Consider the following 23,110-nt stretch of genomic DNA (forward strand, 5'->3'; position numbering starts at 1 on the left):
ATTGATCTTACGCTCTTATCCAAAAAACGGCGTCAGCAGCAAATCAATCAGCTTGATGCCTATGAAAGGTGCGATCAGCCCTCCCAAGCCGTAAATCAGCAAGTTGCGTTTCAGCAAACGGCTGGCCGGTTCGGCCCGATACTTCACACCCCGCAAGGCCAAAGGAATCAGGGCGATGATGATCAAGGCATTGAAAATGACTGCCGACAGGATGGCGCTAGCCGGACTATGCAGCTGCATCACATTCAAGGTACCCAAAGCAGGATACGTGACCACAAAAGCCGCAGGAATAATCGCAAAGTACTTGGCCAGATCATTGGCAATGCTGAAGGTGGTCAGGGCACCGCGCGTCATGATCATCTGCTTGCCCACTTCCACCACACGCAGGAGCTTGGTGGGGTTACTGTCCAGATCCACCATATTGCCGGCCTCTTTAGCCGCCTGGGTGCCGCTGTTCATGGCCACGGCCACATCGGCCTGCGCCAGAGCAGGCGCATCATTCGTGCCGTCGCCAGTCATGGCAACCAGGCGACCTTCATCCTGATAGCGCCGAATCAATTGCAGCTTGTCCTCGGGCGTGGCCTCGGCCAGATAATCATCCACCCCGGCTTCGGCCGCAATGGCAGCGGCGGTCAGCTTGTTGTCCCCGGTAATCATGACAGTCTTGATGCCCATGGCGCGCAACTCGGCAAAGCGCTCCTTGATACCGCCTTTGACGATATCCTTGAGCTCCACCACACCCAGCACCTTATTACCTTCAGTGACGACCAGCGGTGTGCTGCCCCGGCGGGCGACCTCATTGACCAAAGTGTCCAGTTCGCGAGGAAACACGCCGCCCTGGGACTCGATATGGGAGCGCATGGTATTTGCCGCCCCTTTACGAATCTGACGACCCTCGATATCAATGCCGCTCATGCGTGTATGGGCGCTAAAGGCAATGGTCTGCGCACCTTGCAATTCACGACCACGCAAATTGAAAAGCTGCTTGGCCAGCACCACAATGGAGCGTCCTTCGGGGGTCTCGTCCGCCAACGATGCCAATTGGGCTGCGTCTGCCAAGGCCTGTTCCGATACCTGCGGCGCAGGCAAAAAGGCCGAGGCCTCCCGATTACCCAGCGTAATGGTGCCTGTCTTGTCCAGCAGCAGAACATCCACGTCTCCCGCCGCCTCGATAGCGCGGCCCGAGCTGGCCAGCACATTGGCTTTCATCATCCGGCTCATCCCGGCGACACCTACCGCCGACAGCAAGGCACCGATGGTAGTCGGAATCAGACACACCAACAGAGCAATCAAGGCGGTAATCGTAACGGGCGAACCTTGGCCGGTCAGCACCGTTGCAAAGCTGGAGAAAGGCAGCAAGGTCACGCAGACCAGCAGAAAGATCAGCGTCAGGGCAACCAGCAAGATATTCAAGGCAATCTCGTTCGGCGTCTTGCCGCGCTTGGCGCCCTCCACCATCGCAATCATGCGATCCAGAAAAGCCTCACCCGGTTTGGCGGTGACCCGCATCACGATCCAGTCGGACAGAACACGGGTTCCCCCCGTAACGGAACAAAAGTCGCCCCCCGATTCCCGGATAACCGGCGCCGATTCACCCGTTATGGCGGACTCGTCTACCGACGCTGCCCCCTGCAGAACTTCGCCATCAGCCGGAATAATCTGGCCCGCCTCAACCAGCACATAGGCACCGGGCAACAGCTCGTCGCTGGGGACAGGCCAGGCGCGGCTATCACGGGCGGGGTCTTTCAGAACCTTGGCCATGACCCGCTTGCGCGTAGAACGCAGCGCATCAGCCTGAGCTTTACCACGGCCTTCTGCCACGGCTTCGGCCGCATTGGCAAACAGGACTGTAAACCACAACCAGGCTGCAATAGACCAGATAAATCCAGCGGGGGCCTCACCCTGCCCCATCAAGGCCTGAATGCCCAGCAAGCTGGTGACGATACTGCCCAGATACACCACACACATCACCGGGTTCTTGAACTGCACCCGAGGCGACAATTTCTTGAAGGCTTCCTTGCACACCGTGCCCCAGGGTACGGCCTGAAATGCCGTCGAACGCTCGGCCTCTTGCGGGGCTTTCAGATCAGTAATAGACATAATGACACCTGCTCCTAACGCACTGCGGGCTGGGCACGCTTGGCCATGTCCAGCGCCAGATTAAGCTCCAAGACCTGCACGCGTGGCTCGCCCAGCACACCTAATTGACGAGCACTGGTATAGCGATCAATCAGGACCTGGACCTGAGCCAGCGGCATACCGCGCACTTTGGCGATACGGACGGCCTGCAAACGGGCGTTGGCCACCGAAATATGCGGGTCCAAACCCGATGCCGACGCTGTGACAGCATCTACAGGCACAGGAGCATCCTCTGCCAAACCGTTCATCAGGCGATATGCCTTGCTGCGTTCTGCCACAGCCTCCAGCAGACTTTTGCTTAGCACCCCCTGATTGCTGGCCCCACTGGCCGCCGCGTTATAGGGCTGCGCAATGCTCTTGGAGGAGTCAGCCGGATCGGCTCCCAGCGTCGCGCTGGGACGCCCATGGAAATACTCGGGCTGACTGAAGTACTGACCAATCTGGCGCGAACCCACGAGTTGCCCGTCCCGCTGAATCAGGCTGCCCTTTGCCTGCTCCGGGAACAAGGCGGTGCCAATAAAGGTCGTGGCCAACGGGTAGGCAATGCCCGTCAACAGCATAAAAAACACGGCAGACAGCAGCACGGGACGCAACAAGCTTTTCATCGTCGGTGCCGCCGGTGTCGAAACCATAAATTGATGGGTAGACATGACAGTCAATCCTCAAAAAGTAATGCCATCGAGCATCAACAGGTGCTCCACAATCGGGCCCAGCGCCAGTGCAGGCAGGAAAGTCAGCCCGCCCACCACCAGGACCACGAAAATCAACAGGCCGGTGAACAAGGGGGTGGCCGTCGACAAGGTGCCTGGACCCGCAGGAACTGCTTTCTTGGCAGCCAGCGCACCGGCCAAAGCCAGCAGGGGGAGCAGGGTCAGATACCGCCCCACCAACATCGCCAGCCCTATCGTTGTATTGAAGAATGGTGTGTTCGCGTTGAAACCTGCAAAGGCGGAGCCGTTATTGGCCGTACCCGAGGTATAGGCGTACAGCACTTCGCTGAAACCATGCGGCCCCATATTGGACAGACTGTCCATGGTGGATGGCAGCACGCTGGCCAAGGCCGTAAAGCCCAGAATGCTGAAGGCATGCGCCAGCATGGCCAGCATCACGTACTTCATCTCCCGCGCCTCGATCTTCTTGCCCAGAAACTCCGGGCTACGCCCTATCATCATGCCCACCAGAAACACCGTCAGAATGGCGTAGCTGACCAGGCTGATAAAGCCCACGCCTATCCCGCCAAACACGTTGTTCAGCATCATTTGGGCAATCGGCACCAGGCCACCCAAAGGAGTCAGCGAAGAGTGCATGGCATCGACCGAGCCGGTAGTCGCAGCCGTAGTCACGGTGGCAAACAAGCTGCTTTGCGCCACACCGAAGCGCAGTTCCTTGCCTTCCAGATTGCCACCGCCCATCGTGCTGCTTTGGGTCTGGTCCACACCCAGGGAAGTCAGCAAAGGATTGCCTGCCTGTTCAGCGCTATAAATCAGGGACAGAAAACCGATGAACATCACCAGGAAGGCCGCAAAGAAAGCCCAACCCTGGCGACGACGAGCCAGCATGGAGCCAAAGGCGTAAGTCAGGGCCGAAGGCACCAGCAACATGCTGAGCATATGCACGGTATTAGTCAGCGGCGTAGGGTTTTCAAATGGATGAGCCGCGTTCATACCAAAGAAGCCGCCCCCATTAGTCCCCACATGCTTGATGCTTTCAAGGCTGGCTACTGGCCCCAGAATTATCTGCTGCTTGAGCCCTTCCAGCGTATTGACCACGACATCCGAGCTCAGTGTCTGTGGCATACCCTGCCAGATATACAGCAAGGCCAGCAGGAAGCTGCACGGCAAGAGCAAGCGATACAAGGAGCGGGTGAAATCCACCCAGTAGTTGCCAATATCCGCCGAGCTTTTACGGCTTAAGCCACGGATGAAACCTCCTGCCGCTGCCAGACCCGTTGTGGCACTGATCATCATCAGAAAGGTGATGGCCGCCATTTGGGAAAAATTGGACAGACTGGATTCACCCGAGTACGCCTGCCAATTGGTATTGGTCGTAAAAGACACAGCCGTATTAAAGGCCAGGTCAGGCGTTTGTGCGGCGCGCTGCAGGCTGTCGCCCGGAATCCAGCCCTGCACCCGCAAAAGAATATATCCCAGAAGCAACATGGCGGCATTGCTCAACAAGAGCGCCAGACCATATCGCTTCCAGGACATTTTCTCTTCAGGATTCACGCCCAGCAGCCGATACGTGCCACGCTCGATCAAGCTGTGATTGGGGCTACTGAAAAAATGGGCAATCCATTTACCCACCACTACTAACAAGACCGTAGAGACGGCCAGAATAACTAGAAACTGCATCAGATCGTCCAGCATGACAGCTCCTCTTACAGCTTCTCAAGACCAAGAACAAATCCGGTCGCCATCGCAAAGAACGCGAACAGCACCGCTAAAAATAGAAAATCACTCATATGCACACCTGTTCCCACAATGAACACTTGCTGGCCTGAACTTAGAATTTTTCGGCCTTGAGCAAGGCATAGAACAAATAGATAAACAGCCCCAGAGAAATCCCTCCTGCCAGAACCGTAAAAAAGGACGCACTCATCCCGAACTCCCCGATCAATGCTGACTTGCAGCAGACAGAGAAAGTCTAGGAGTGGCGGCATAAATTCAGAGCAGTGTTTACTGGCCCGCGTATAAAGACGGCATATGGATTTGGGCCAGGGCGACACCGGCACGCTCCAGCAACTGATCTGTCCAGCGTTGATAAGTCTGTCTGGCAATAAGGTGCAAAGTGCTCAGGTGCTGATCCAGGCCCGACAAGATATGTTCTGCATCCTGGGCCGCCGGACCGTATACCTGCTCCAACTCGCAGCGGCCGTGATCACACCACTGACGGATGCTGTCGGCAGTCACTTCCAGGTGGCCTTGAAAGGCCCAATGCGGGCCCAGGCAGAAACCTTTATTCAGACAATGAGGGCCGTATAAAGTCCGGCTGGCCCCCGAGGGAATCTGGAAGGTGTCGTAATGCCAGTTGAACAGCATGGCACGCCTGGGCAGGCCCATGACACGCCGGGCGTAGGGACTGCTCCAGACCTGACCCCAGCCTATGTTCGGATACGGATTGCGCTGCACGCGGGCCCCCAGGGAACGCGCCAGCAGTTGTGCCCCGAAGCAATGCCCCAGAACCGGAACATGACGCTGAACCGCATCCTGCAACAAGGCATGCTCCTGCTCTATCCAGGGCAAAAGATCATTGACACTGCGATCACTGCCCAGCACCACCACCCCGCTGTAATCACGAGCCGACACGGGCGCCCGGCCATCCAGCGGCGACATGCACAAGTGATAGGGAAGACCGTGGCTCTCCAGATGATCCAGCAGCACCCCCGGCCCTTGCGTGACCTCGTGCTGCAAAACAAGAATGGGTTTCATGAGATAAAAGCCTGACCGCGCAGGCCTGTTGTTCAGGAGAACTCACTGTAGAACTGGCCGTATCAAGACCAGGATCTGTTTGCGATCAGGCTCGTATAAGTGGCATCAAGGTGCTTCCTGCTGCACACAAAAAACCAAGACCGTCATTTGCCTGACATATGCCTTTGCTCAAATGTAATCGTTTTCATTTTGACGGCTGGGTGTCATGGCCAACATAGGAATACTGGATGTCGCCAGAGCAGCACAGGTATCGGTTGCTACGGTATCGCGCGTGCTCAATGAGCCGGAAAAGGTGGGTGAGAAAACCCGCCTGCGCGTGCAAGCCGCGATCGACGCACTGGCCTATGAGCCCAATGCCTCGGCACGCAGTCTGCGCAGCCAGCGCAGCCGAGTCATCGGCGTGGTCTTGCCGACCTTGCTCAACCCCGTCTTTGCCGAGTGCCTGAAGGGCATCGCCGATACCGCAGCCCGCGGCGGCTATGCCATCCTGCCCTTCTTTACCGACTACCACCTGGAACGTGAATCCCAGGCAGTGGCCTTGCTCCTGGCCAGCAATGTGGAAGGCATTGTGCTGGTGGTCTCCAACCCGGCTCACTCTCCTGCTTTAGGTCGGCTGAGCAAGACACGCTGTCCCTACGTACTGGCGTACAACCTGCATCCCGAGCATCCTTGCGTCACCGTCAACGGCGAGCAGGCCATGATTGAATTGATCGGCCACTTGGCAAGGCAAGGCCATCGCCGCATTGCCATGGTAAGCGGTCATCTGCACGTTTCTGATCGCGCCCAGCAACGCAGCCGTGGCTATCTGAAAGGAATGGACAAGGCTGGCCTGGTGCCCATGCCACTGCTGGAAGTGCCTTTCATGGATCAAGGAGAGCAAAGGCAAGCACCGTCTTCTGAGCACGTGCATCTTGCCAGCGTCGCCCGACTCTTGCGCCAACCAGAACGCCCCACAGCCATGATTGGCTCCAACGATCTGATTGCCATTCGCTGTCTGCGCACGGCGCAGCAGATTGGCCTGCAGGTTCCCAACGATATCAGCGTGATCGGCTTTGACGGCATCGCCCTGGGCGCTGAACTGTTTCCACGCCCGGCCACCATCGCACAGCCCAATGAAGAAATTGGTCGCCAGTGCATCGGCCTGCTGCTGGAAGCGGTAGCCCAGCAAAAAACGGTTCCCGCGCAGGCCTCGGTTCTGCTGCCCTACACCTTCAACCCGGGCGAGTCCTGCGCCCCTGCCCCTTGTTCACCACGGGCGCATCCAGGATGAAGCCCCTTTCCTCTTCGGGACCCGCTCCCGCCCCCCTGCGTTCAAGCCAATCCCGGCTTTTGCCTGACACCACTTATTGACTGGAGTGATCGACCATGAAACATATGCTGAGCACATTGGCTTGCCGCCTGGCACTGCCCCTGGCCCTGATGACCGTGGGAAGCGCGGCTGCCGCGCAAACCGCCATTTGCTACAACTGTCCACCTGAATGGGCCGACTGGGCGAGCCAGATCGAGGCCATCAAGGCGCACACCGGCATTACCGTCCCACCCGATAACAAGAACTCCGGCCAGTCCCTGGCCCAGCTGGTTGCCGAGTCCGCCAATCCGGTCGCCGATGTGACTTATCTGGGCATCACCTTTGCCATTCAGGCCCAGAAAGAAGGCGTGACCCAGGCCTACAAACCCCAGGGCTGGGAGCAGATTCCCGAAGGCTTGAAAGACCCGCAAGGCCATTGGTTTGCAATCCACTCCGGCACCATGGGCATCATGGTAAACAAGTCGGCCCTGGGCAATGTGCCTGTGCCTGCCTCCTGGAACGACCTGCTCAAGCCCGAATACAAAGGCCTGGTCGGGTATCTGGACCCCTCTTCCGCCTTTGTGGGTTATGTGGGTGCCGTTGCCATCAACGAAGCCCTGGGCGGCAATATGGACGACTTTGATCCCGCCATCAACTGGTTCAAGGCCCTGCAAAAGAACAATCCCATCGTTCCCAAGCAAACCGCCTACGCCCGCCTGATTTCCGGCGAAATCCCCATCTTGCTGGATTATGACTTCAGCGCCTACCGCGCTCAGTACAAGGATGGCGAGGACGTCGCTTTCGTGATTCCCCAGGAAGGCACGATTGTGGTGCCGTATGTGATGTCCCTGGTCAACAAGGCTCCACACACCGAACAGGGACGCAAGGTGCTGGATTTTGTGCTGTCCGAGCAAGGGCAGTCCATCTGGGCCAATGCTTTCCTGCGCCCGGTTCGCAGCAGCGCCGTCAGCAAGGAAGCCCAGGCGCGCTTCCTGCCCGACAGCGAATACGCGCGTGCCAAGGCCATTGACTATGAGCGCATGGCACAGGGTCAGAAACCCTTTGCCGAGCGTTATCTGGCAGAGGTCCGCTAAGCGGTCCATGTGGAGTTAGCGTATGCAATGCAAATACCTGCTGCCCTTATGCTCGGCCCCTGCCGTCGCTTTCTTTGCCGCATTCTGGCTCTTGCCCGCGGTACAGCTTCTGGCCCTGCCCGCACAAGAAGGCATGCACACCTACTGGGTCGTGCTGACATCGGGGCGGTACTTGCAGGCCTTGCTGCAAACGCTGCTCCTGTCCGCCATCGTGACCCTGGCCACCTTGGTGCTGGGTGCCATGGTCGGCATCGTGATGGCTCGCTATCGCGTGCCAGCCAAGCGCCTGCTGCTCTCCCTGATGACGCTGCCCCTGTCCTTTCCTGGCGTCATCGTGGGCTTTTTCATTATCTTGCTGGGCGGTCGGCAGGGGCTGCTGGCCCAGATCGGCCAGGATCTGGGGCTGGGGCGAGTGACCTTTGCCTACGGCCTGCTGGGTTTGTTTCTGGCCTATCTGTACTTTTCCCTGCCCCGCGCCATTGCTACTTACACCGCAGCCGCCGAATCCATAGACCGCAATCTGGAGGAAGCCGCGCGCTCCTGTGGAGCCACACGCTGGGACATCGCCAGAGATGTCTGGATACCGGAACTGGCCCCCACGTCCCTGTCCTGTGGTGCCATTGTTTTTGCCACCTCCATGGGCGCTTTCGGTACGGCGTTCACCCTGTCCAGCCGCTACGAAGTGCTGCCCATCACGATCTATAACGAATTTACCAACTATGCGAATTTCACCCTGGCGGCCAGCTTGTCCATTTCCCTGGGGCTGCTGACATGGTTTACCTTGTGGCTGGCCCGGCGTCTGGTCCGCGATCCCTCGGTCGTTATTTGAGGGCACCATGAAACTGAAAACGGCTTCAAACCCCCATCGCCCTGCCCCCTTGCTTCTGGCTGTCACCGGACTGACCGTGCTATTCCTGCTCGGCCCCATTCTGGTTTCCGTGCTGGCCGGGCTGGTTAACAATTATCGTATTGGACTGAAAAGTGGCCTGACCCTGAAATGGGTGGAGCACGTCTGGGCCAACTACGGCAGCACAGTCTGGCTATCCCTGCAGCTGGCGCTGCTTTGTGTGCTGGCTGTCATTGTGCTGGGCGTCCCCTGTGCCTATGCCCTGGCACGCAGCCGCTCCCGTCTGGCCCGAAGCTTTGAAGAACTGCTGACCTTGCCAGTGGCGGTCCCCGGCATGGCCTCGGCCCTGGCTCTACTGCTGGCCTATGGCTCCTTGCAAGGCTTTCGTCAAAGCTTCTGGTTCATTCTGGTGGGCCACATTGTGTTCACCCTGCCCTTTATGGTGCGCACGACCACGGCAGCTCTGCAAAAACGCAGCCTGATCGATCTGGAAGAAGCGGCCCGCTCGCTGGGAGCCAGCTTTACGCAAATCTTTTTCGGCATCCTGCTGCCGGCCATCCTGCCTGCGATTGTGGCTGGCAGCCTGATGGTCTTCACCTTGTCGCTGGGCGAGTTCAACCTGACCTGGATGCTGCATACGCCACTGACCCGCACCTTGCCCGTGGGGCTAGCCGATAGCTATGCGTCCATGCGTATCGAGGTGGGCTCGGCCTATACGCTGATTTTCATGCTCGTCATCTTGCCCGTGCTGTGGGGGCTGCAGACCTTGGCGCGCTTGCTGGAGAAACACTATGGAAAATAAACACCTACCGGTGCGTATCGAACACTGCGCCAAAACCTATGCCGATGGCACACGGGGTTTGCATCCCAGCACCCTGGACATCACCCCCGGTGAAGTCATGGCTTTGCTGGGGCCCTCGGGCTGCGGCAAGACCACCTTGCTGCGACTGATCGCCGGCCTGGAAATGCCCGATGCCGGCAGCCGCATTCTGTTCGACGGCCAGGACGTCACCCATCTGCCGATTGAAAAGCGTGAGGTCGGCATGGTGTTTCAACATTACGCCCTGTTCCCGAACATGACGGTGGAAGCCAATATCGGCTATGGTCCGAAGATCAAGGGAATGGATCTGGCCGCACGCCAAAAACTGGTGGGTGAGCTGGTCGATCTGATGCGCTTGAATGGTCTGGAAAAACGCCAGCCCTCCGCCTTGTCGGGTGGGCAACGACAACGCGTTGCCATCGCACGTGCCATTGCCAATCAGCCCCGCGTTCTGCTGCTGGACGAGCCGCTGGCCGCCCTGGATGCCAAGCTGAAAGTCTCCTTGCGCGACGAGCTGGCCGAGCTGCTGCGACGCCTGCGTATCACGGCCATTCATGTGACCCACGATCAGCAGGAAGCGTTTGCCATTGCCGACCGTCTGGCCGTCATGCACGAAGGCCGCATCATTCAGATTGGCGATGGCGAAAGCCTGTACCGCCATCCGGCCCACCCTTTTGTCGCTACCTTCCTCGGGCGGGTCAACGTCCTGCAACGCAGCGAAAAAAGCCTGCTCAATAACGAAATCCGTCTGGCAGACCTGAGCCTGACTTGCCCCGAGACCTTGCGCGGGGCGCAGGAGTTGCTGGTTCGCCCGGAGGACATCAGCGTTTGCATGGATACACCCAGCGGCTGGGCACGTGCCAAAGTGCGACAACGCAGTTTTATGGGCGGACGGGTGCAACTGACCCTGGACGTGGACGGACAAGCCCCTCTGATTGCCGAGGTAGACCGTGATCACGGAGCCGTCCTTGGCAGTACAGTGGGAATTCACATCAACCCCGGCAAGCTGATGCCCGGTACCGTGCCACTCTCTTAACGCAAGCGGATAACGATGCTGAAAACATTACTGATTCAAATGACGGACCCGCATATTCGGGAAGAAGGTCGGCTGGCTTATGGCCGTCTGAATACCGCCCCCTATCTGCAGGACGCCATCGACCACGCTTTAGCCCTGCCCCAGAAACCGGATGCCCTGGTGTTGACGGGCGATCTGACCGACTTTGGTCGACCACAGGAATATGCGCACTTGCGCCGCTTGCTGGCACCGCTGGGCTCCATCCCGGTGTATTTGTTGCCGGGCAACCATGATGACCGCCAGCAACTGCGCGAGAGCTTTCCCGAACATACCTATCTGGGTAAGGCCGGGCCCGTTTGCTACAGCGTGGACATTGGAGAGCTTAGACTGCTGGCCCTGGACAGTGCGGTATTGGGAGCCAGCGCGGGCAGTCTGGATCAGGAACAACTGGACTGGTTAAGTACCGAGTTGGCCCAACAGCCTGAGCGCCCCACCATCATTGCCCTGCATCACCCTCCTTTCAACACCTTGATCGGCCATATGGACAAGATAGGCCTGCTGCAAGGAGCGGAACAACTGGAAGCGATTGTGCGCCGACACAGCAATATCGAACGTGTGATCAGCGGGCATTTGCATCGCAATATCCAGATCCGTTTTGGCGGCACCATTGCCAGCACCGCCCCATCGGTGGCGCATCAAGTCTGTCTGGATCTGGCTGAAGACGCAGCGTCGGCCTGGACACTGGAACCGCCCGGCTATGCCGTTCATGCGCTGGACAGCCTTGGCCAGATCGTGACCCATACTGCCACCGTCGGCCAATTCGACGGCCCCTTCGCCTTCCATGAGCCAAGCGGGAAACTGATCGACTGATTGGATGCACGGCGTACACCAACTGCTGCTTGGCCTTGATGGTCTCGTCAAACCAAGTTGACTATAGGTCCCTCTTTGCTAGCTCAAGGCAGTAGCAAACGCTGACAGCATTAAGCAAAGCCGTTCAAGAACGCTAGGCCCATCCCATAAAAAAACACCCCAATATCGGATTCAACCGATATTGGGGTGTTTTGATACTGCTGCTTCAGATCAAGAGGGCTGCCCAGAGCCACCCCGATCTGCAAGCCATGTCTTACTTCTTGCTGTCTTTCAGCTGAGGCACAGCCGAACCAGCAGCAGGAGCCAACAGGCCAGCCTGGGTGTAGGTGAACAGCTTGTCGCGGGTGTCCACGATGTCCAGGTTACGCATGGTCAGCTGACCGATACGGTCGCGTGGCGAGAACATGCTGTCCACTTTTTCCATGCTCAGACGCTCGGCCTTGTAAGTCAGGTTAGGCGAGACGGTGTCCAGAATGGAGTAGTCGTTACCGCGGCGCAGTTCCAGTGTCACTTCGCCAGTTACGGCACGAGCCACCCAGCGCTGGGCGGTTTCACGCAGCATGATGGCTTGTGGGTCAAACCAGCGGCCTTGGTACAGCAGACGGCCCAGACGCAAACCGTTGATGCGGTACTGTTCGATGGTGTCTTCGTTGTGGATGCCGGTGACCAGACGCTCGTAAGCGATGTGCAGCAAGGCCATGCCAGGGGCTTCGTAGATGCCACGGCTCTTGGCTTCGATGATGCGGTTTTCGATCTGATCGCTCATGCCCAGACCATGACGGCCACCAATGCGGTTGGCTTCCATCATCAGTTCCACGGGGTCGGAGAATTCCACGCCGTTCAGGGCGACAGGCTGACCTTCTTCAAAGCGCACACGCACTTCTTCAGCAGCCACGGCCACATCGTCACGCCAGAAAGCCACGCCCATGATGGGTTTGACGATATTGATACCGGCATTCAGGTACTCCAGATCCTTGGCTTCGTGCGTGGCACCCAGCATGTTGGAGTCGGTGGAGTAGGCTTTTTCGGCCGACATCTTGTAGTCGAAGCCGTTTTCCTGCATGTACTCGGACATCTCGGCGCGGCCGCCCAGCTCGTCAATGAAGGTCTGGTCCAGCCAAGGCTTGTAAATCTTCAGTTCAGGGTTGGTCAACAAACCGTAGCGGTAGAAACGCTCGATGTCATTGCCCTTGTAGGTGCTGCCGTCGCCCCAGATATGGACGTCGTCTTCTTTCATGGCGGCAACCAGCATGGTGCCGGTAACAGCACGGCCAATAGGCGTGGTGTTGAAGTAGGTTACGCCACCGGTGGTGATGTGAAAGGCGTTGCACTGCAAGGCGGCAATCCCTTCAGCCACCAGTTGCTGACGGCAGTCCACCAGACGGGCCAGCGTGGCACCGTATTCCTTGGCCTTGCGGGGAATCGCATCGTAATCGGGTTCGTCAGGCTGGCCCAGGTTCGCAGTGTAGGCGTAAGGGATCGCGCCCTTGTTGCGCATCCACAAAAGTGCAGCGCTGGTGTCCAGGCCACCGGAAAAGGCAATGCCGACCTTCTGGCCGACTGGAAGAGATTCAAGGATGGTTGTCATTATCGCGTCAGTAGTGGTGTGCAAGTACAGTTCCGCCCGTAAGGCTCTCTTGTAGAGCCCTGCCCGCGGCAGGATCAATATGTCATTATATCGTCTTGACCGACCCTGGACACCTTTGCGTAGCTGGATTTAATTACTCGATGAACTAGAACATCCATTTTTACCTGGAGACAAGCCATGCCCGAGACCCACGCTCAACCCGCTATCAGCCGCTATCCCGTCCCCACGCTGGCCGAAATGCCCGAGGATATTCGCAGTCGAATTGAAGCCGTCCAGGAAAAATCCGGTTTTATTCCGAATGTGTTTCTGGCCCTGGCCCACCGTCCTGACGAATTCCGTGCCTTTTTCGCCTATCACGACGCGCTGATGGAAAAGCCCAGTGGTTTGAGCCATGCAGACCGGGAAATGATTGTGGTGGCCACCTCCGCCGCCAATCAGTGTCATTACTGCGTGATTGCCCACGGTGCCATCTTGCGCATCCGCGCCAAGAATCCCCTGGTAGCAGACCAGGTTGCCGTGAACTGGCGCAAGGCCGATATTCCGGCGCGCCAAAAAGCCATGCTGAGCTTTGCCATGAAAGTCTCGCAAAACGCTCAGGAGATTGAAGACGCCGACTTCCAGGCCCTGCACGAGCACGGCTTCAGCGACGAGGACGCCTGGGATATTGCCGGCATCAGTGCCTTTTTTGGCCTGAGTAACCGCATGGCCAACTTCATGTCCATGCGCTGCAATGACGAGTTCTACATGCTGGGACGCGTTCCCCGCTAAACATGATGCGTTACGCCCTGTTGTTTGCCGGGTGGATTTGTGTGGCGCTGGCGATTGCCGGCGCTGTTTTACCCTTGCTGCCTACCACGCCGTTTGTACTGCTGGCCGCGTGGTGCTTTTCCCGTAGCTCCCCCCGCTTTCATCAATGGCTGCTGGATCAACGCCATCTGGGCCCATACCTACGCAATTGGGAGAACGGCCAGGGCTTGACCCGCCAGGCCAAACGCCGGGCGCTGATCATGTTGTGGCTGTCGCTGGCCGTCTCGGCCTGGCTGACCAGTCACCTGGGCTGGTATCGACTCGGACTCTTGATTCCAGGCATTTTCGCCACCCGCTATTTGCTGCGTGCCAAAACCCTGGATGACACCCCTTCCGAGCCTGTGCAAAAATAGCCTGCTTGAACCGATTCTGGCTTGACCCTTTTTGCTTGAAACACCTATGTCCAATCCTGTCATCTTGCTGGCTGCCGCCTACATCACCAACTCTGAAGGCCAAATTCTCCTGGTCCGCAAACGTGGCAGCGCCTATTACATGCAGGCAGGCGGCAAGCTGGAAGCAGGTGAAACGCCCTTGCAAGCCCTGCAACGCGAACTGGACGAAGAACTGGGCCTGACAGCAGAAGAAACCGCCTCGGCCCGCTACGAAGCATACTTTGAAAGCCCCGCCGCCAATGAACCTGGTCACGTGGTTCATGCCCACGTTTTCACCTTGACGGTAAACCGGGAAATCCAGGCCGCCGCCGAGCTGGAAGAAGCACGCTGGGTCAGCCCGCAGGAAATCCGTTCGCTGACGCTAGCTCCCTTGCTGGCTAATCACATTCTGCCGCGCCTGTGCGCCCAGGCCGCCGTCTGAGTGCCAGCCCGCACAAGACTTCCTTCCGTCTTGTGCCGTCCAAGCCACGAACCGCCTATTTTTTGGCATAATGTCGCCCTTGAGTCCCCTCTTTTGGGGACGCAGCTATTTGCCCGACCAGCCCGCAACGGCGGGCTTTCTTTATTGAGCGCTAATTTATGTCCTCTTTGCCCTGTCAAGGCGCAATCGTCACCTTTACCCTGCAGCAGCTGCGTGCCGCCACGCAAGCCGGGGGGATTTTAGGTGTGTCCATCAAAGGACAAGGCAATCATTTTTTTGTACAAGTGGCCACGCGTGCCGGTCAGGCCGTGCTGGTTACCGCCCGCAGCAAAGATCCGCGCAGTTTCAAAAGCCCCTTGCAGGCCATGGTTCTGCTCAAGCAAGTCGGGATCGTCACTGGCCAGTTTGATCTGACCCAGTACTCGCCTGACCAGCACGAAACCGCCCCGCGCAGCCGTCGTCGCCCGGCCAAACCCAGCAAACTGGGACTGCGCTGGAACCGGATTGCAGAAAGCATCTCCAGCCCCGCTCAACCTTCTTTGGATGATCCCAGCCTGGACATCAGTGAAGAACAGACGCGTCGCCTGATCGCCAGGCAGGAAAACCAGCAGTTAAGCCTGCTGGGCAACTAAACGCAGCCCACTTGTGCCTCCGGACGTGTTGAGCGCATAAGCCGCGTCCAAAGCCTGTTCCAGGTCTTGCTGCAAGTGCTGGGGCTCTTCCAACCCCACATGCAAACGCAATAACTGCCCTTCCCCGAACAAGGCTTTCCCATTGCGTTTGGGCATATCCATGGGTAGAGCCAGACTCTCGAACCCACCCCAGGACAGACCGATGCCAAACAGGCGCAAGGTCCTGAAAAAGCAGGATAACTGCGCTTCGTTCAAAGGTTCCAGCACAAGGCCAAACAAGCCGGTAGAGCCGGTGAAATCCCGCTTCCAGATAGCATGACCGGGATGCGATTCCAATGCCGGATGCAACACCTGCTGAACCTGCGGGTGATTCTCCAGAAAACGGGCAATCTGCAAGGCACTGACCTGATGCTGGCGCAAACGCACGCCTAAAGTACGCATGCCGCGTAGCGCCAAAAAGGCATCGTCAGGACCGGCTGTCTGACCAAAATCATGTGCAGCACGGCGCAGCAACGGCCAGGCACGCTCATTCGCGGTGGCAATTCCCAGCAAGGCATCGGAATGCCCGGTCAGATACTTGGTGGCCGCCTGAATGGATACATCCACACCATGCTCGAAGGGCTGGAAGAACAAGGGGGTAGCCCAGGTATTGTCCAAGAGCACATACGCCCCCACCGCCTGTGCGCAGCGAGCAATCGCAGGAATATCCTGAATCTCGAAAGTGGCCGAACCGGGCGACTCTACGTACACCACCTTGGTATTGGGGCGAATCAGGCTGGCCATGCCCTCGCCCACAGACGGCTCGTAAAACTGCACCTGAATACCCATGCGGCTGGCCAGCACCTGCTGAGCAAACGCACGTACCGGTCCATAGACTGAATCCGGTATCAGCAAATGATCTCCAACTTCCAGCATGCCCAACAAGGCATGAGTACAGGCCGCCAATCCAGAGGGAAACAAGCTGGCCTGAAAACCGCCTTCCAGCTCGGCCACGGCCTGCGTCAAGGCTTGCAAGGTGGGATTGGTGAAACGGCCATAAGACGCGTAGGGATTGTCAGGCTCCTTGCGCTGCGCCCATTGCTCCAGATTGTCGGCCAGGATCGTGGAGCCGCGACAAACGGGTACATTCACAAAACCAGCCGACACGCTGGTGTCCCGTCCTACATGGGTCAAACGGGTATGTTGATAATTGCAGTCCTGCATGCTGTTTTCCTGATCCAGATCGCTAGAGATGAATGGAAACAGTCTACGCAAGAGCCCAAGGGCAATTATTGCGTTTTCACGCTATTGTAGGCAGAATTCCGAGAATAAAAACCTACAATCAGCAAGATTATTGGGAAATTATTTTTATGCTGGACAAATTCGACAAGCACATTCTGGAGATCCTCCAAAACGATGCCACCTTGGCCATCCAGGAAATTGCCGATCGGGTGGGTTTGTCCAGCACACCCTGCTGGCGACGCATACAGCGCCTGGAGCAGGAAGGCTATATCGAAAAACGGGTGGCTTTGCTCAGCTCTGAAAAGCTGAATGTCGGGGTGACGGTGTTTGTGGCCATCAAGACCAATCAGCACAACAAACAGTGGTACAGCCAGTTTTCGGCCGTGGTGGAGGCGATCCCGCAAATTGTGGAGTTCTATCGCATGAGCGGCGATACCGACTATTTGCTGCGCGTGGTTGTGCCTGACATCAAAAGCTTTGACCGTGTTTACCAGCGCCTGATCTCGGAAATAGAGCTGACCGACGTCAGTTCCAGTTTCGCCATGGAGCAGATCAAGTTCACGACCCGTCTGCCCCTGGACTACGCCTGACCCAGTGTGGTTCAAGGTTTAAAAGCTGTATTCCACATCCAGCGTCTGGCCGATACTCAGTCTCTGAGGTTTGGATTCAACCAGCATGGCCTGCATGCCAAACAAGGTCCCTTGCGGGAACTGACGGCTTTGTGCCAAGGCCAGGCCGGGTTGGGTACCCACATCCCCTGTCAGCTGATTCACATTGGGCATAGGGCAACGAGTACAAGGGCGGATAAAGGCAAAGCTCAAGCCTTCACTGCTGACACCCAGCACATAGTCTTCTTCATACGCGGGCAGGCCCTCAAATACCACATTCGCGCGGAAACGATTCATGGGTACGGCCTGCTCACCTGACTGTTGCACCAGGCGGTTCAGCTCTTCCAGGGACGCCTCATTGGTAAACAGAAAAGGCAGCGCATCTGCAAAACCAAAACCATTGATCTGATCACCAATCTGACGCCAGCCCTGGGACTTTTCTTCCCAGGGACGCACACGCTCGGTCAGTACATAACGCCTGGCGCGGCTATGGTTACGCAATACCCGGCAAGGAGTCTGCAAAAAATCGCTAAACCATTGCGCGACCTGATCGCCCTCGTCCCGGCCCAAGGTATCTGAACTCCAGATACGCACGGACACAGCGACGTTATCCCCTGCCGGGGCATCCAGAGACCAGGACAAAGAATCCATACCAGGCGCTTGCACAGTAATCCGCCCGTCCTGCACCACTGGCTGAATCAAGGCCATGCGCGGCCAGCGACGTTGAGTCATGAATACGCCCTGTTGGTCAACAACAACCCACTCTCGGTCAAAGGCCAGGCCCGCAACGCTGACCTCCACGCCCTGCGGATGGGCCTGGGCGGCACAGGATTTGATGGGATGGGTAAAAAGGCCAGTGATGGTAATCATGAGTCGCAACAAAAAAGGCAAGTTAAGGGACTTATTCTAAAACAGGCTGAGCGCCTGCCTGCCCCTGCTTTGGAGACTGATTGCAAAGAAGTGGATCAGAAACATCGACTCTGAAAATCTATTTCGCACCAACACTTGACAACAGCGCAAAGCTATGAGTTAATAGTCAATTGATTGCACCAACATACCATTACATCAAGAAAGTGCGATCAACATTTTTTTGAATGTACCCACGCAAAACAGGTCCCTTTGACCTTCTGGCATGTCCCCAAACATGCGGGTATTCATTCACCACGGCGACGACAGCCACATCCAGACTTATTTTTTGCATCGTAGCGGACTCGCTCCGTCCATTTGCTTGGCAAACGAATAAGGCGCTGTCCATGCTGCCACAGAGCACGTCTGCCTGACATTTGTTCGACCAGCGCGGCTCTACATTGAAATAGCAATGGCTTGGCCTCCGTGTGGAGTCCGATCCATCATGGTGTCATCAAATCTCAATAAAAAAACGATGTAATGACGCCACACGATAAGGAAAAAAATTATGAAAAATATCTATCCAACCGGTTTGGTATCGCGCCCTGAGCATATTGCCTTGAACAAGACCGATATTCGCATTGGCGATACCGTTTACTTGCAACCCAAGAACGGCCCTCGCATGGCGGGTACCGTAATTTTCAGCTCGCCTGTACATGGCTGCACCACCTATACGGCAGACGCACAGAACCAGGACGCCAACGTGCGTTTCCGTTTCCGCCTGCAGGACGTGCATCACGTGGCTCCGCGCCACCCTTTGCCAGCCTTGAACTAAGGCTTTGCCTGCTAATGAATACGGGGAGCGGAACCCAACTCCCCGTATTTATTTCATTTGCAAACAGATAATTACAATTTGCAAGAAACATTCCTGCTTTCATCCTAAAATAGTGGCGGCTTGAAACTTATCCGACGCTGTAAAGCGTCCACGACGAGCGTGCGCTCCTATGGCAACGGATATGAAATCAAAGCAGGCTTCCTGCTTGCGCCCGCCGCGGCGCTATTCCTATCTCTCCCGTTTTTTCCTGTTCAGCCTGGTCTTGATCCTGACCCTGCTGGGCACCAAGCTGCGCCATTACGACGCCCTGACCATCTTCTGGCCTGCCGAGGCCGTGCTGCTGGGCCTGTTCATTCGTCGCCCGGATTGGGCCAGCCAGTTCCTTAACTGGGTCATTGTTGTTCTGGCCTATCTGTGTGCCGAACTGATCGCCCTCAATCCCCTGCCTATTGCCCTTTTGCTAACCTTGGCCAATGTCAGTGGCGTCGGGCTGGCATACTGGCTGATCACCCGCAATCCGCTGCTGGACCTGTCCTTGCGCCGGCCTCAGGCCATGCTGACCCTGGCTGCCTACTACGGGCTGGCCTGTGCCCTTTCCGCCCTGCTAGGCGGCATTGCCCTGTCTTTACATACCTCTCAAGCCTTGTCGCTGGCCATCCTGTCCTGGATGCTGACCGGCATGATCTCCTACACCGCTATTTTGCCCGTCATCCTGACTGCCCCGGCCCGCCCCATACGCCGTTTCATGGAGTACTGGAACGAGCCCCATTTGATGAGTCTGGCCCAGTTGGCACCCGCCCTGTCCTTATTACTGACCAGCTTGCTGAGTTTGCTGATTGACGGCCCCGGCTCCATGGCCTTTCCCGTCCTGCCTTTATTGTGGTGCGCCCTGAGCTACTCGCTCTTTTCCACCACCTTGTTGACCTTGTTCTATGTGCTCTGGACACTGTTCGCCCTGAGCCAGCCGGTCTACTTCCTGCCCAGCCAGCTATATACCTCGCTGGATCTGCTGTCGCTGCGCATCGGCATTGCCTCCATTGCACTCGCCTCCATTACCAGTGCCAGCTTGATCTCAGCCCGTAATCAGGCAGTGGAAAAACTCCAGCGGCTGGCTCACCACGATGCCCTGACCGGTTTGCTCAACAAGCAGGCCTTTTATCAGCAAAGCCAGACCATGTTGACTCAATGTCGCCTAAGGCACGTTCCTGTCAGCGTCATTGTTCTGGACATCGACCACTTCAAACCCATTAACGACACCCACGGCCACCATGTCGGTGACCTGGCCTTGAGCGCCATCACCCAGCGTATTTCCCTGGCTTTGCGCGATACAGACTTGTGCGGTCGATTGGGTGGCGAGGAATTTGGCATCTTGCTGCCCGACTGCAGCGCCACCCAAGCCCATGCCGTGGCCGAGCGCGTCCGCAAAAGTATTGCTCTGCGGCCCCTGGCCCTGGATAACGAGCAGCAACTGACCATGACGGCCAGCTTGGGTATCGCGACTCTGGAAGCCTCCACGCTGGATCTGCATGCTCTGCTTCGTCAGGCCGACACAGCCCTGTACGAGGCAAAACGTGCCGGTCGGGATCAGAGTTTTTCCTATCATTTCGCCGAACCACAAACGAAGACTTGACGCTATCCGTAAGCAAACCGATACTGATGTGTCAATACGAAACAAAACATCAGGGAGCGGTGATATGGCGTCAGTTTACGGCTCGCCCTTGTGCCAAGCGTGTTTAACCTTGCCACAGGGATTAAGTACTAGCCAAGCGCATGCTGACTTGCGTTTACTGGGACAGCATCCTCCCTCTCCTGACGGGGCTCATGAGACCCAGTACCGCTGCCTGAGCTGCCAGACCCACTGGCTGCTACGCACCAATCGCTGGGGCGTTCCCGAAGGCTTTCGCCTGAAACCCGTATAGGCAAAGCGGGGCACATGCACTACCATGACGGCTTTGTCTGTTAGCGATTCCCGTATGTCTGCCCTGCTGTTTGATACTGAAACCACCGGCACTGCCAAACCTCAAGTCATCGAGGCAGCCTGGCTGCGTTTAAGCGACCCTGTCTTCTTGCTGGTCAATGAAGAATTCGAGCAACGCTACCGGCCTGACGAAGCCAATTCTCTGGGTGCGCTGGCCACCCACCACATTTACGACGAAGAGCTGCAAGACTGCCCGTCGCATACCGAGTTCAAGCTGCCTGCCGACACCCAATACATCATTGGCCATAACGTGGACTACGACTGGGGCGTGGCCGGTTCGCCCAATATCAAGCGGATTTGCACTCTGGCCTTGGCCCGGCACTTGATTCCAGGCCTGGACAGCTACAGCCAGTCCGCCCTGATCTATCACATTGATCGCGCCAACGCCCGCGAGCGCCTGCGCAATGCGCACAGCGCCTTGGCCGATGTACGTAATTGCCTGGCACTCCTGCAATACTTGCTGGGCCTGACGCAAAACATCAATACCTGGGAACAGTTGTGGCAGCTCTCCGAGCACGCCCGGATTCCCACCATTTTGCATTTTGGCAAACACAAGGGCATGGCCATTGCCGATGTACCACAGGACTACAAGAACTGGTTGCTGCGTCAACCAGACCTGGATCCCTATCTGGTCAAGGCCTTGAAGGTCTAAACCTCAAGGTTCGTAAAATCCCTAATGGCTGTCAGCCATCATATGCCCAATGATGAAGGTCCCAACAAGAACTTCATGAGGTGGCAAATGATCGAGGTTGCATACGTCACGAAAGATATGCGTCGGGACCCTTACGAACGAATCACCCATCTTGGAGGCGCAGGCTGGCAACGCTCTCAACCGGATGTGGTCCAGCAAATTGAGCAGGGCCAGGAGGACTATTACATTCTTCTGGATGGCATTCCCGCCAAACTGATCGTGGCGCTCAGCCGTTTTGGTGCCAAGTACCTGAAAACTGAGCTTGAAGTTGAAGAGCCTCATATTTTGCTCAGCCTTCCCAGCCAGGCCGGTTAAGCAAGCCGGTCCTCCATCCACTTTCCTTCAAGAAAAACAGAAAACGCGGCTTTAAGCCGCGTTTTTCCATGCCTGCCTTAAAACCTGTTTAAGGCTTGAGCAAATGCCATTGGCCATTACGTACCGTAATCAGCTCGCGACCACGCTCGTCAAAGCCGCTATGGTCTTCGGGCGACATGGTATACACACCTTGAGTAGCCACCAGATCACGGGTTTGCTCCAGCGCATCACGCAAAGCCGAACGGAACTCCGGCGTACCGGGTTTGGCCTTGGTAGCCGCCTCAGGAATTGCCTTTTCCAGCAAAAGACCAGCGTCGTACACGTTGGCACCAAATGTAGCGGGAGCCTGACCGTAACGCTCGGTATAGCGCTGGATGTAGTCCTGCGCGATAGGCTTGGACGGATTGCTATCGGCAATTTCAGGCAAGACCAACATCAGGCTGGCCGCCAGAATAGTGCCTTCAACCTGCTCGCCACCCAGGCTCAAGAACGCAGGCAGCGCAGCACCGTGAGTTTGGTAAATTTGCCCTTTGTAACCTTGCTTAACCAGCGTCACTTGTGGCAGAACAGCCGCAGCGCCAGTGCCGGCTACCAGGACCACGTCTGGTTTGGCCGCGTAAATCTTCAAGGCCTGGCCTGTTACCGAGGTATCGGAACGCACATAACGCTCAGTGGCCACAATCTTGATATTATTCGCCTCGGCCAGTTCCTTGAACACAGTCAACCAGCTCTCGCCATAGGCATCGTTAAAGCCCAGGAAACCGGCTGTTTTCACGCCGGTATCGACCATATGCTTGACCAGGGCCTGAGCAATAATGTCGTCGTTCTGGGTCGTTTTAAAAACCCATTTCTTTTGCTCGGTCATGGGCAGCACGACGGACGCCGCGCCCACCGGTGCCAGCACAGGCGTGCCCGAATCGGCCGCAAACTGAATCAGACTCATGGCATTGGGCGAGCCGGTAGGCCCGATCAAGGCATCAATCTTGTCCTCGGAAATCATTTTCTTGAACAGCGTCACCGTTTGGTTCGGGTCGCTGGCATCATCCAGGGAGACATATTCAACCGTCAGATCGCCAACCTTGGTAGGCAGCAGCGGCACGGTATTGCGCTGCGGCAAACCGACCACGGCGGTCGGTCCAGTGGCCGAGGCGATCACGCCAATCTTGACCTGTGATTGAGCCGGTGCGGCCAGAGCGGCCAGAACAACGGACAAAGCGAAAGCAGTTCGAGTCAATTTCATAATGTGCAGAGCCAGTTAAGCCCTTCCCCCCTTGA

Annotated in this window: 24 protein-coding genes; 15 read left to right on the forward strand and 9 right to left on the reverse strand. The window is 57.1% G+C overall.

Translation table 11 applies throughout. The annotated features are described in order from the left end of the window. Positions 1 to 15: 15 nt before the first annotated feature. The 5 genes from kdpB to N879_RS04710 all read right to left on the reverse strand — a co-directional run bounded on the left by kdpB (position 16) and on the right by N879_RS04710 (position 5,567). On the reverse strand, positions 16 to 2,100 hold the full coding sequence (kdpB, locus tag N879_RS04690; RefSeq protein WP_021446753.1) for a potassium-transporting ATPase subunit KdpB: 2,085 nt from the start codon (positions 2,098 to 2,100) through the stop codon (positions 16 to 18). A gap of 14 nt (positions 2,101 to 2,114) precedes the next feature. Next, a complete protein-coding gene (kdpC, locus tag N879_RS04695) occupies positions 2,115 to 2,789 on the reverse strand; it encodes a potassium-transporting ATPase subunit KdpC (protein WP_009455608.1) in 675 nt (224 codons plus the stop codon). A gap of 12 nt (positions 2,790 to 2,801) precedes the next feature. Beyond that, entirely contained in the window at positions 2,802 to 4,505 is a 1,704-nt protein-coding gene (kdpA, locus tag N879_RS04700) for a potassium-transporting ATPase subunit KdpA (protein WP_009455606.1), read from the reverse strand. A 136-nt stretch (positions 4,506 to 4,641) separates the two neighbouring features. After that, positions 4,642 to 4,737: a K(+)-transporting ATPase subunit F gene (gene kdpF / locus N879_RS19960; RefSeq protein WP_022983188.1), complete on the reverse strand. Its 96-nt coding sequence runs from the start codon at positions 4,735 to 4,737 to the stop codon at positions 4,642 to 4,644. A gap of 77 nt (positions 4,738 to 4,814) precedes the next feature. Then, the gene (locus N879_RS04710) at positions 4,815 to 5,567 is read right to left on the reverse strand and encodes a type 1 glutamine amidotransferase (protein WP_009455602.1); all 753 of its coding nucleotides are present in this window, start codon (positions 5,565 to 5,567) and stop codon (positions 4,815 to 4,817) included. Positions 5,568 to 5,772: 205 nt separating this feature from the next. On the opposite strand from N879_RS04710, the gene N879_RS04715 reads away from it, so the two are divergent. The 6 genes from N879_RS04715 (at position 5,773) to N879_RS04740 (ending at position 11,501) form a co-directional block, all read left to right on the forward strand. Beyond that, a complete protein-coding gene (locus N879_RS04715) occupies positions 5,773 to 6,837 on the forward strand; it encodes a LacI family DNA-binding transcriptional regulator (RefSeq protein WP_009455601.1) in 1,065 nt (354 codons plus the stop codon). 104 nt (positions 6,838 to 6,941) lie between these two features. Further along, positions 6,942 to 7,949, forward strand: coding sequence for an ABC transporter substrate-binding protein (locus tag N879_RS04720; protein WP_425541754.1), 1,008 nt, complete (start codon positions 6,942 to 6,944; stop codon positions 7,947 to 7,949). Positions 7,950 to 7,971: 22 nt separating this feature from the next. Further along, on the forward strand, positions 7,972 to 8,778 hold the full coding sequence (locus N879_RS04725; RefSeq protein ID WP_009455600.1) for an ABC transporter permease: 807 nt from the start codon (positions 7,972 to 7,974) through the stop codon (positions 8,776 to 8,778). A 7-nt stretch (positions 8,779 to 8,785) separates the two neighbouring features. Beyond that, positions 8,786 to 9,598: an ABC transporter permease gene (locus N879_RS04730; RefSeq protein WP_009455599.1), complete on the forward strand. Its 813-nt coding sequence runs from the start codon at positions 8,786 to 8,788 to the stop codon at positions 9,596 to 9,598. Continuing rightward, a complete protein-coding gene (locus N879_RS04735; protein WP_021446756.1) occupies positions 9,588 to 10,652 on the forward strand; it encodes an ABC transporter ATP-binding protein in 1,065 nt (354 codons plus the stop codon). The genes N879_RS04730 and N879_RS04735 overlap by 11 nt, the downstream gene beginning before the upstream one ends. Before the next feature lie 15 nt (positions 10,653 to 10,667). After that, a complete protein-coding gene (locus tag N879_RS04740) occupies positions 10,668 to 11,501 on the forward strand; it encodes a phosphodiesterase (protein ID WP_009455596.1) in 834 nt (277 codons plus the stop codon). A gap of 253 nt (positions 11,502 to 11,754) precedes the next feature. Here N879_RS04740 and argG read toward each other — a convergent pair whose 3' ends face one another. Continuing rightward, positions 11,755 to 13,089 carry an argininosuccinate synthase gene (argG, locus tag N879_RS04745; protein WP_009455595.1) on the reverse strand — a complete coding sequence of 445 codons (1,335 nt, stop codon included), beginning with the start codon at positions 13,087 to 13,089 and terminating at the stop codon, positions 11,755 to 11,757. Between the two features lie 177 nt (positions 13,090 to 13,266). On the opposite strand from argG, the gene N879_RS04750 reads away from it, so the two are divergent. The 4 genes from N879_RS04750 to N879_RS04765 all read left to right on the forward strand — a co-directional run bounded on the left by N879_RS04750 (position 13,267) and on the right by N879_RS04765 (position 15,341). Further along, a complete protein-coding gene (locus N879_RS04750; protein WP_009455594.1) occupies positions 13,267 to 13,857 on the forward strand; it encodes a peroxidase-related enzyme in 591 nt (196 codons plus the stop codon). 2 nt (positions 13,858 to 13,859) lie between these two features. Next, positions 13,860 to 14,249, forward strand: a complete 390-nt coding sequence (locus N879_RS04755) for a YbaN family protein (protein ID WP_009455593.1) — start codon at positions 13,860 to 13,862, stop codon at positions 14,247 to 14,249. A 46-nt stretch (positions 14,250 to 14,295) separates the two neighbouring features. After that, positions 14,296 to 14,709 carry an NUDIX hydrolase gene (locus tag N879_RS04760; RefSeq protein ID WP_009455591.1) on the forward strand — a complete coding sequence of 138 codons (414 nt, stop codon included), beginning with the start codon at positions 14,296 to 14,298 and terminating at the stop codon, positions 14,707 to 14,709. A gap of 158 nt (positions 14,710 to 14,867) precedes the next feature. Further along, a complete protein-coding gene (locus tag N879_RS04765; protein WP_009455589.1) occupies positions 14,868 to 15,341 on the forward strand; it encodes a hypothetical protein in 474 nt (157 codons plus the stop codon). On the opposite strand, the gene metC is transcribed toward N879_RS04765, so the two are convergent. Next, on the reverse strand, positions 15,321 to 16,544 hold the full coding sequence (metC, locus tag N879_RS04770) for a cystathionine beta-lyase (protein WP_009455586.1): 1,224 nt from the start codon (positions 16,542 to 16,544) through the stop codon (positions 15,321 to 15,323). The two genes, N879_RS04765 and metC, sit on opposite strands and share 21 nt — an antisense overlap. A gap of 146 nt (positions 16,545 to 16,690) precedes the next feature. Between metC and N879_RS04775 the strand changes: the two genes are divergently transcribed. Then, positions 16,691 to 17,152, forward strand: coding sequence for an Lrp/AsnC family transcriptional regulator (locus tag N879_RS04775; protein ID WP_009455584.1), 462 nt, complete (start codon positions 16,691 to 16,693; stop codon positions 17,150 to 17,152). Between the two features lie 18 nt (positions 17,153 to 17,170). Here N879_RS04775 and N879_RS04780 read toward each other — a convergent pair whose 3' ends face one another. Continuing rightward, positions 17,171 to 18,040, reverse strand: a complete 870-nt coding sequence (locus tag N879_RS04780; RefSeq protein WP_009455582.1) for an MOSC domain-containing protein — start codon at positions 18,038 to 18,040, stop codon at positions 17,171 to 17,173. Positions 18,041 to 18,584: 544 nt separating this feature from the next. Between N879_RS04780 and N879_RS04785 the strand changes: the two genes are divergently transcribed. From N879_RS04785 to N879_RS04800, 4 genes are all read left to right on the forward strand, one after another. Further along, positions 18,585 to 18,851 (forward strand): hypothetical protein, encoded by a 267-nt coding sequence (locus tag N879_RS04785; RefSeq protein ID WP_009455580.1) that lies wholly within the window; start codon positions 18,585 to 18,587, stop codon positions 18,849 to 18,851. Between the two features lie 181 nt (positions 18,852 to 19,032). Continuing rightward, the gene (locus N879_RS04790; protein ID WP_009455578.1) at positions 19,033 to 20,481 is read left to right on the forward strand and encodes a GGDEF domain-containing protein; all 1,449 of its coding nucleotides are present in this window, start codon (positions 19,033 to 19,035) and stop codon (positions 20,479 to 20,481) included. Positions 20,482 to 20,794: 313 nt separating this feature from the next. Beyond that, a complete protein-coding gene (locus N879_RS04795; RefSeq protein ID WP_009455576.1) occupies positions 20,795 to 21,481 on the forward strand; it encodes a 3'-5' exonuclease in 687 nt (228 codons plus the stop codon). 87 nt (positions 21,482 to 21,568) lie between these two features. Continuing rightward, on the forward strand, positions 21,569 to 21,835 hold the full coding sequence (locus N879_RS04800) for a DUF3892 domain-containing protein (protein ID WP_230940605.1): 267 nt from the start codon (positions 21,569 to 21,571) through the stop codon (positions 21,833 to 21,835). Positions 21,836 to 21,923: 88 nt separating this feature from the next. Here the strand turns inward: N879_RS04800 and N879_RS04805 are convergent, their stop codons facing one another. After that, positions 21,924 to 23,075 (reverse strand): ABC transporter substrate-binding protein, encoded by a 1,152-nt coding sequence (locus tag N879_RS04805; RefSeq protein ID WP_021446758.1) that lies wholly within the window; start codon positions 23,073 to 23,075, stop codon positions 21,924 to 21,926. Between the last annotated feature and the right edge of the window lie 35 nt (positions 23,076 to 23,110).

The organism is Alcaligenes sp. EGD-AK7 (assembly GCF_000465875.3).
Taxonomy (GTDB): Bacteria; Pseudomonadota; Gammaproteobacteria; order Burkholderiales; family Burkholderiaceae_B; genus Alcaligenes; species Alcaligenes phenolicus.

Excerpts from the sequence above, each read along its gene's own strand:
- N879_RS04715 (WP_009455601.1), top strand. The coding sequence starts at position 5,773 with ATGGCCAACATAGGAATACTGGATGTCGCCAGAGCAGCACAGGTATCG.
- N879_RS04805 (WP_021446758.1), bottom strand. The coding sequence starts at position 23,075 with ATGAAATTGACTCGAACTGCTTTCGCTTTGTCCGTTGTTCTGGCCGCT.
- kdpF (WP_022983188.1), bottom strand. The coding sequence starts at position 4,737 with ATGAGTGCGTCCTTTTTTACGGTTCTGGCAGGAGGGATTTCTCTGGGG.
- N879_RS04755 (WP_009455593.1), top strand. The coding sequence starts at position 13,860 with ATGATGCGTTACGCCCTGTTGTTTGCCGGGTGGATTTGTGTGGCGCTG.
- N879_RS04790 (WP_009455578.1), top strand. The coding sequence starts at position 19,033 with ATGAAATCAAAGCAGGCTTCCTGCTTGCGCCCGCCGCGGCGCTATTCC.
- N879_RS04780 (WP_009455582.1), bottom strand. The coding sequence starts at position 18,040 with ATGATTACCATCACTGGCCTTTTTACCCATCCCATCAAATCCTGTGCC.
- metC (WP_009455586.1), bottom strand. The coding sequence starts at position 16,544 with ATGCAGGACTGCAATTATCAACATACCCGTTTGACCCATGTAGGACGG.
- N879_RS04765 (WP_009455589.1), top strand. The coding sequence starts at position 14,868 with ATGTCCTCTTTGCCCTGTCAAGGCGCAATCGTCACCTTTACCCTGCAG.
- N879_RS04725 (WP_009455600.1), top strand. The coding sequence starts at position 7,972 with ATGCAATGCAAATACCTGCTGCCCTTATGCTCGGCCCCTGCCGTCGCT.
- N879_RS04795 (WP_009455576.1), top strand. The coding sequence starts at position 20,795 with ATGACGGCTTTGTCTGTTAGCGATTCCCGTATGTCTGCCCTGCTGTTT.
- argG (WP_009455595.1), bottom strand. The coding sequence starts at position 13,089 with ATGACAACCATCCTTGAATCTCTTCCAGTCGGCCAGAAGGTCGGCATT.
- kdpC (WP_009455608.1), bottom strand. The coding sequence starts at position 2,789 with ATGTCTACCCATCAATTTATGGTTTCGACACCGGCGGCACCGACGATG.
- N879_RS04735 (WP_021446756.1), top strand. The coding sequence starts at position 9,588 with ATGGAAAATAAACACCTACCGGTGCGTATCGAACACTGCGCCAAAACC.
- kdpB (WP_021446753.1), bottom strand. The coding sequence starts at position 2,100 with ATGTCTATTACTGATCTGAAAGCCCCGCAAGAGGCCGAGCGTTCGACG.
- N879_RS04740 (WP_009455596.1), top strand. The coding sequence starts at position 10,668 with ATGCTGAAAACATTACTGATTCAAATGACGGACCCGCATATTCGGGAA.
- N879_RS04775 (WP_009455584.1), top strand. The coding sequence starts at position 16,691 with ATGCTGGACAAATTCGACAAGCACATTCTGGAGATCCTCCAAAACGAT.
- N879_RS04750 (WP_009455594.1), top strand. The coding sequence starts at position 13,267 with ATGCCCGAGACCCACGCTCAACCCGCTATCAGCCGCTATCCCGTCCCC.
- N879_RS04710 (WP_009455602.1), bottom strand. The coding sequence starts at position 5,567 with ATGAAACCCATTCTTGTTTTGCAGCACGAGGTCACGCAAGGGCCGGGG.
- N879_RS04730 (WP_009455599.1), top strand. The coding sequence starts at position 8,786 with ATGAAACTGAAAACGGCTTCAAACCCCCATCGCCCTGCCCCCTTGCTT.
- N879_RS04800 (WP_230940605.1), top strand. The coding sequence starts at position 21,569 with ATGATCGAGGTTGCATACGTCACGAAAGATATGCGTCGGGACCCTTAC.
- N879_RS04760 (WP_009455591.1), top strand. The coding sequence starts at position 14,296 with ATGTCCAATCCTGTCATCTTGCTGGCTGCCGCCTACATCACCAACTCT.
- kdpA (WP_009455606.1), bottom strand. The coding sequence starts at position 4,505 with ATGCTGGACGATCTGATGCAGTTTCTAGTTATTCTGGCCGTCTCTACG.
- N879_RS04720 (WP_425541754.1), top strand. The coding sequence starts at position 6,942 with ATGCTGAGCACATTGGCTTGCCGCCTGGCACTGCCCCTGGCCCTGATG.
- N879_RS04785 (WP_009455580.1), top strand. The coding sequence starts at position 18,585 with ATGAAAAATATCTATCCAACCGGTTTGGTATCGCGCCCTGAGCATATT.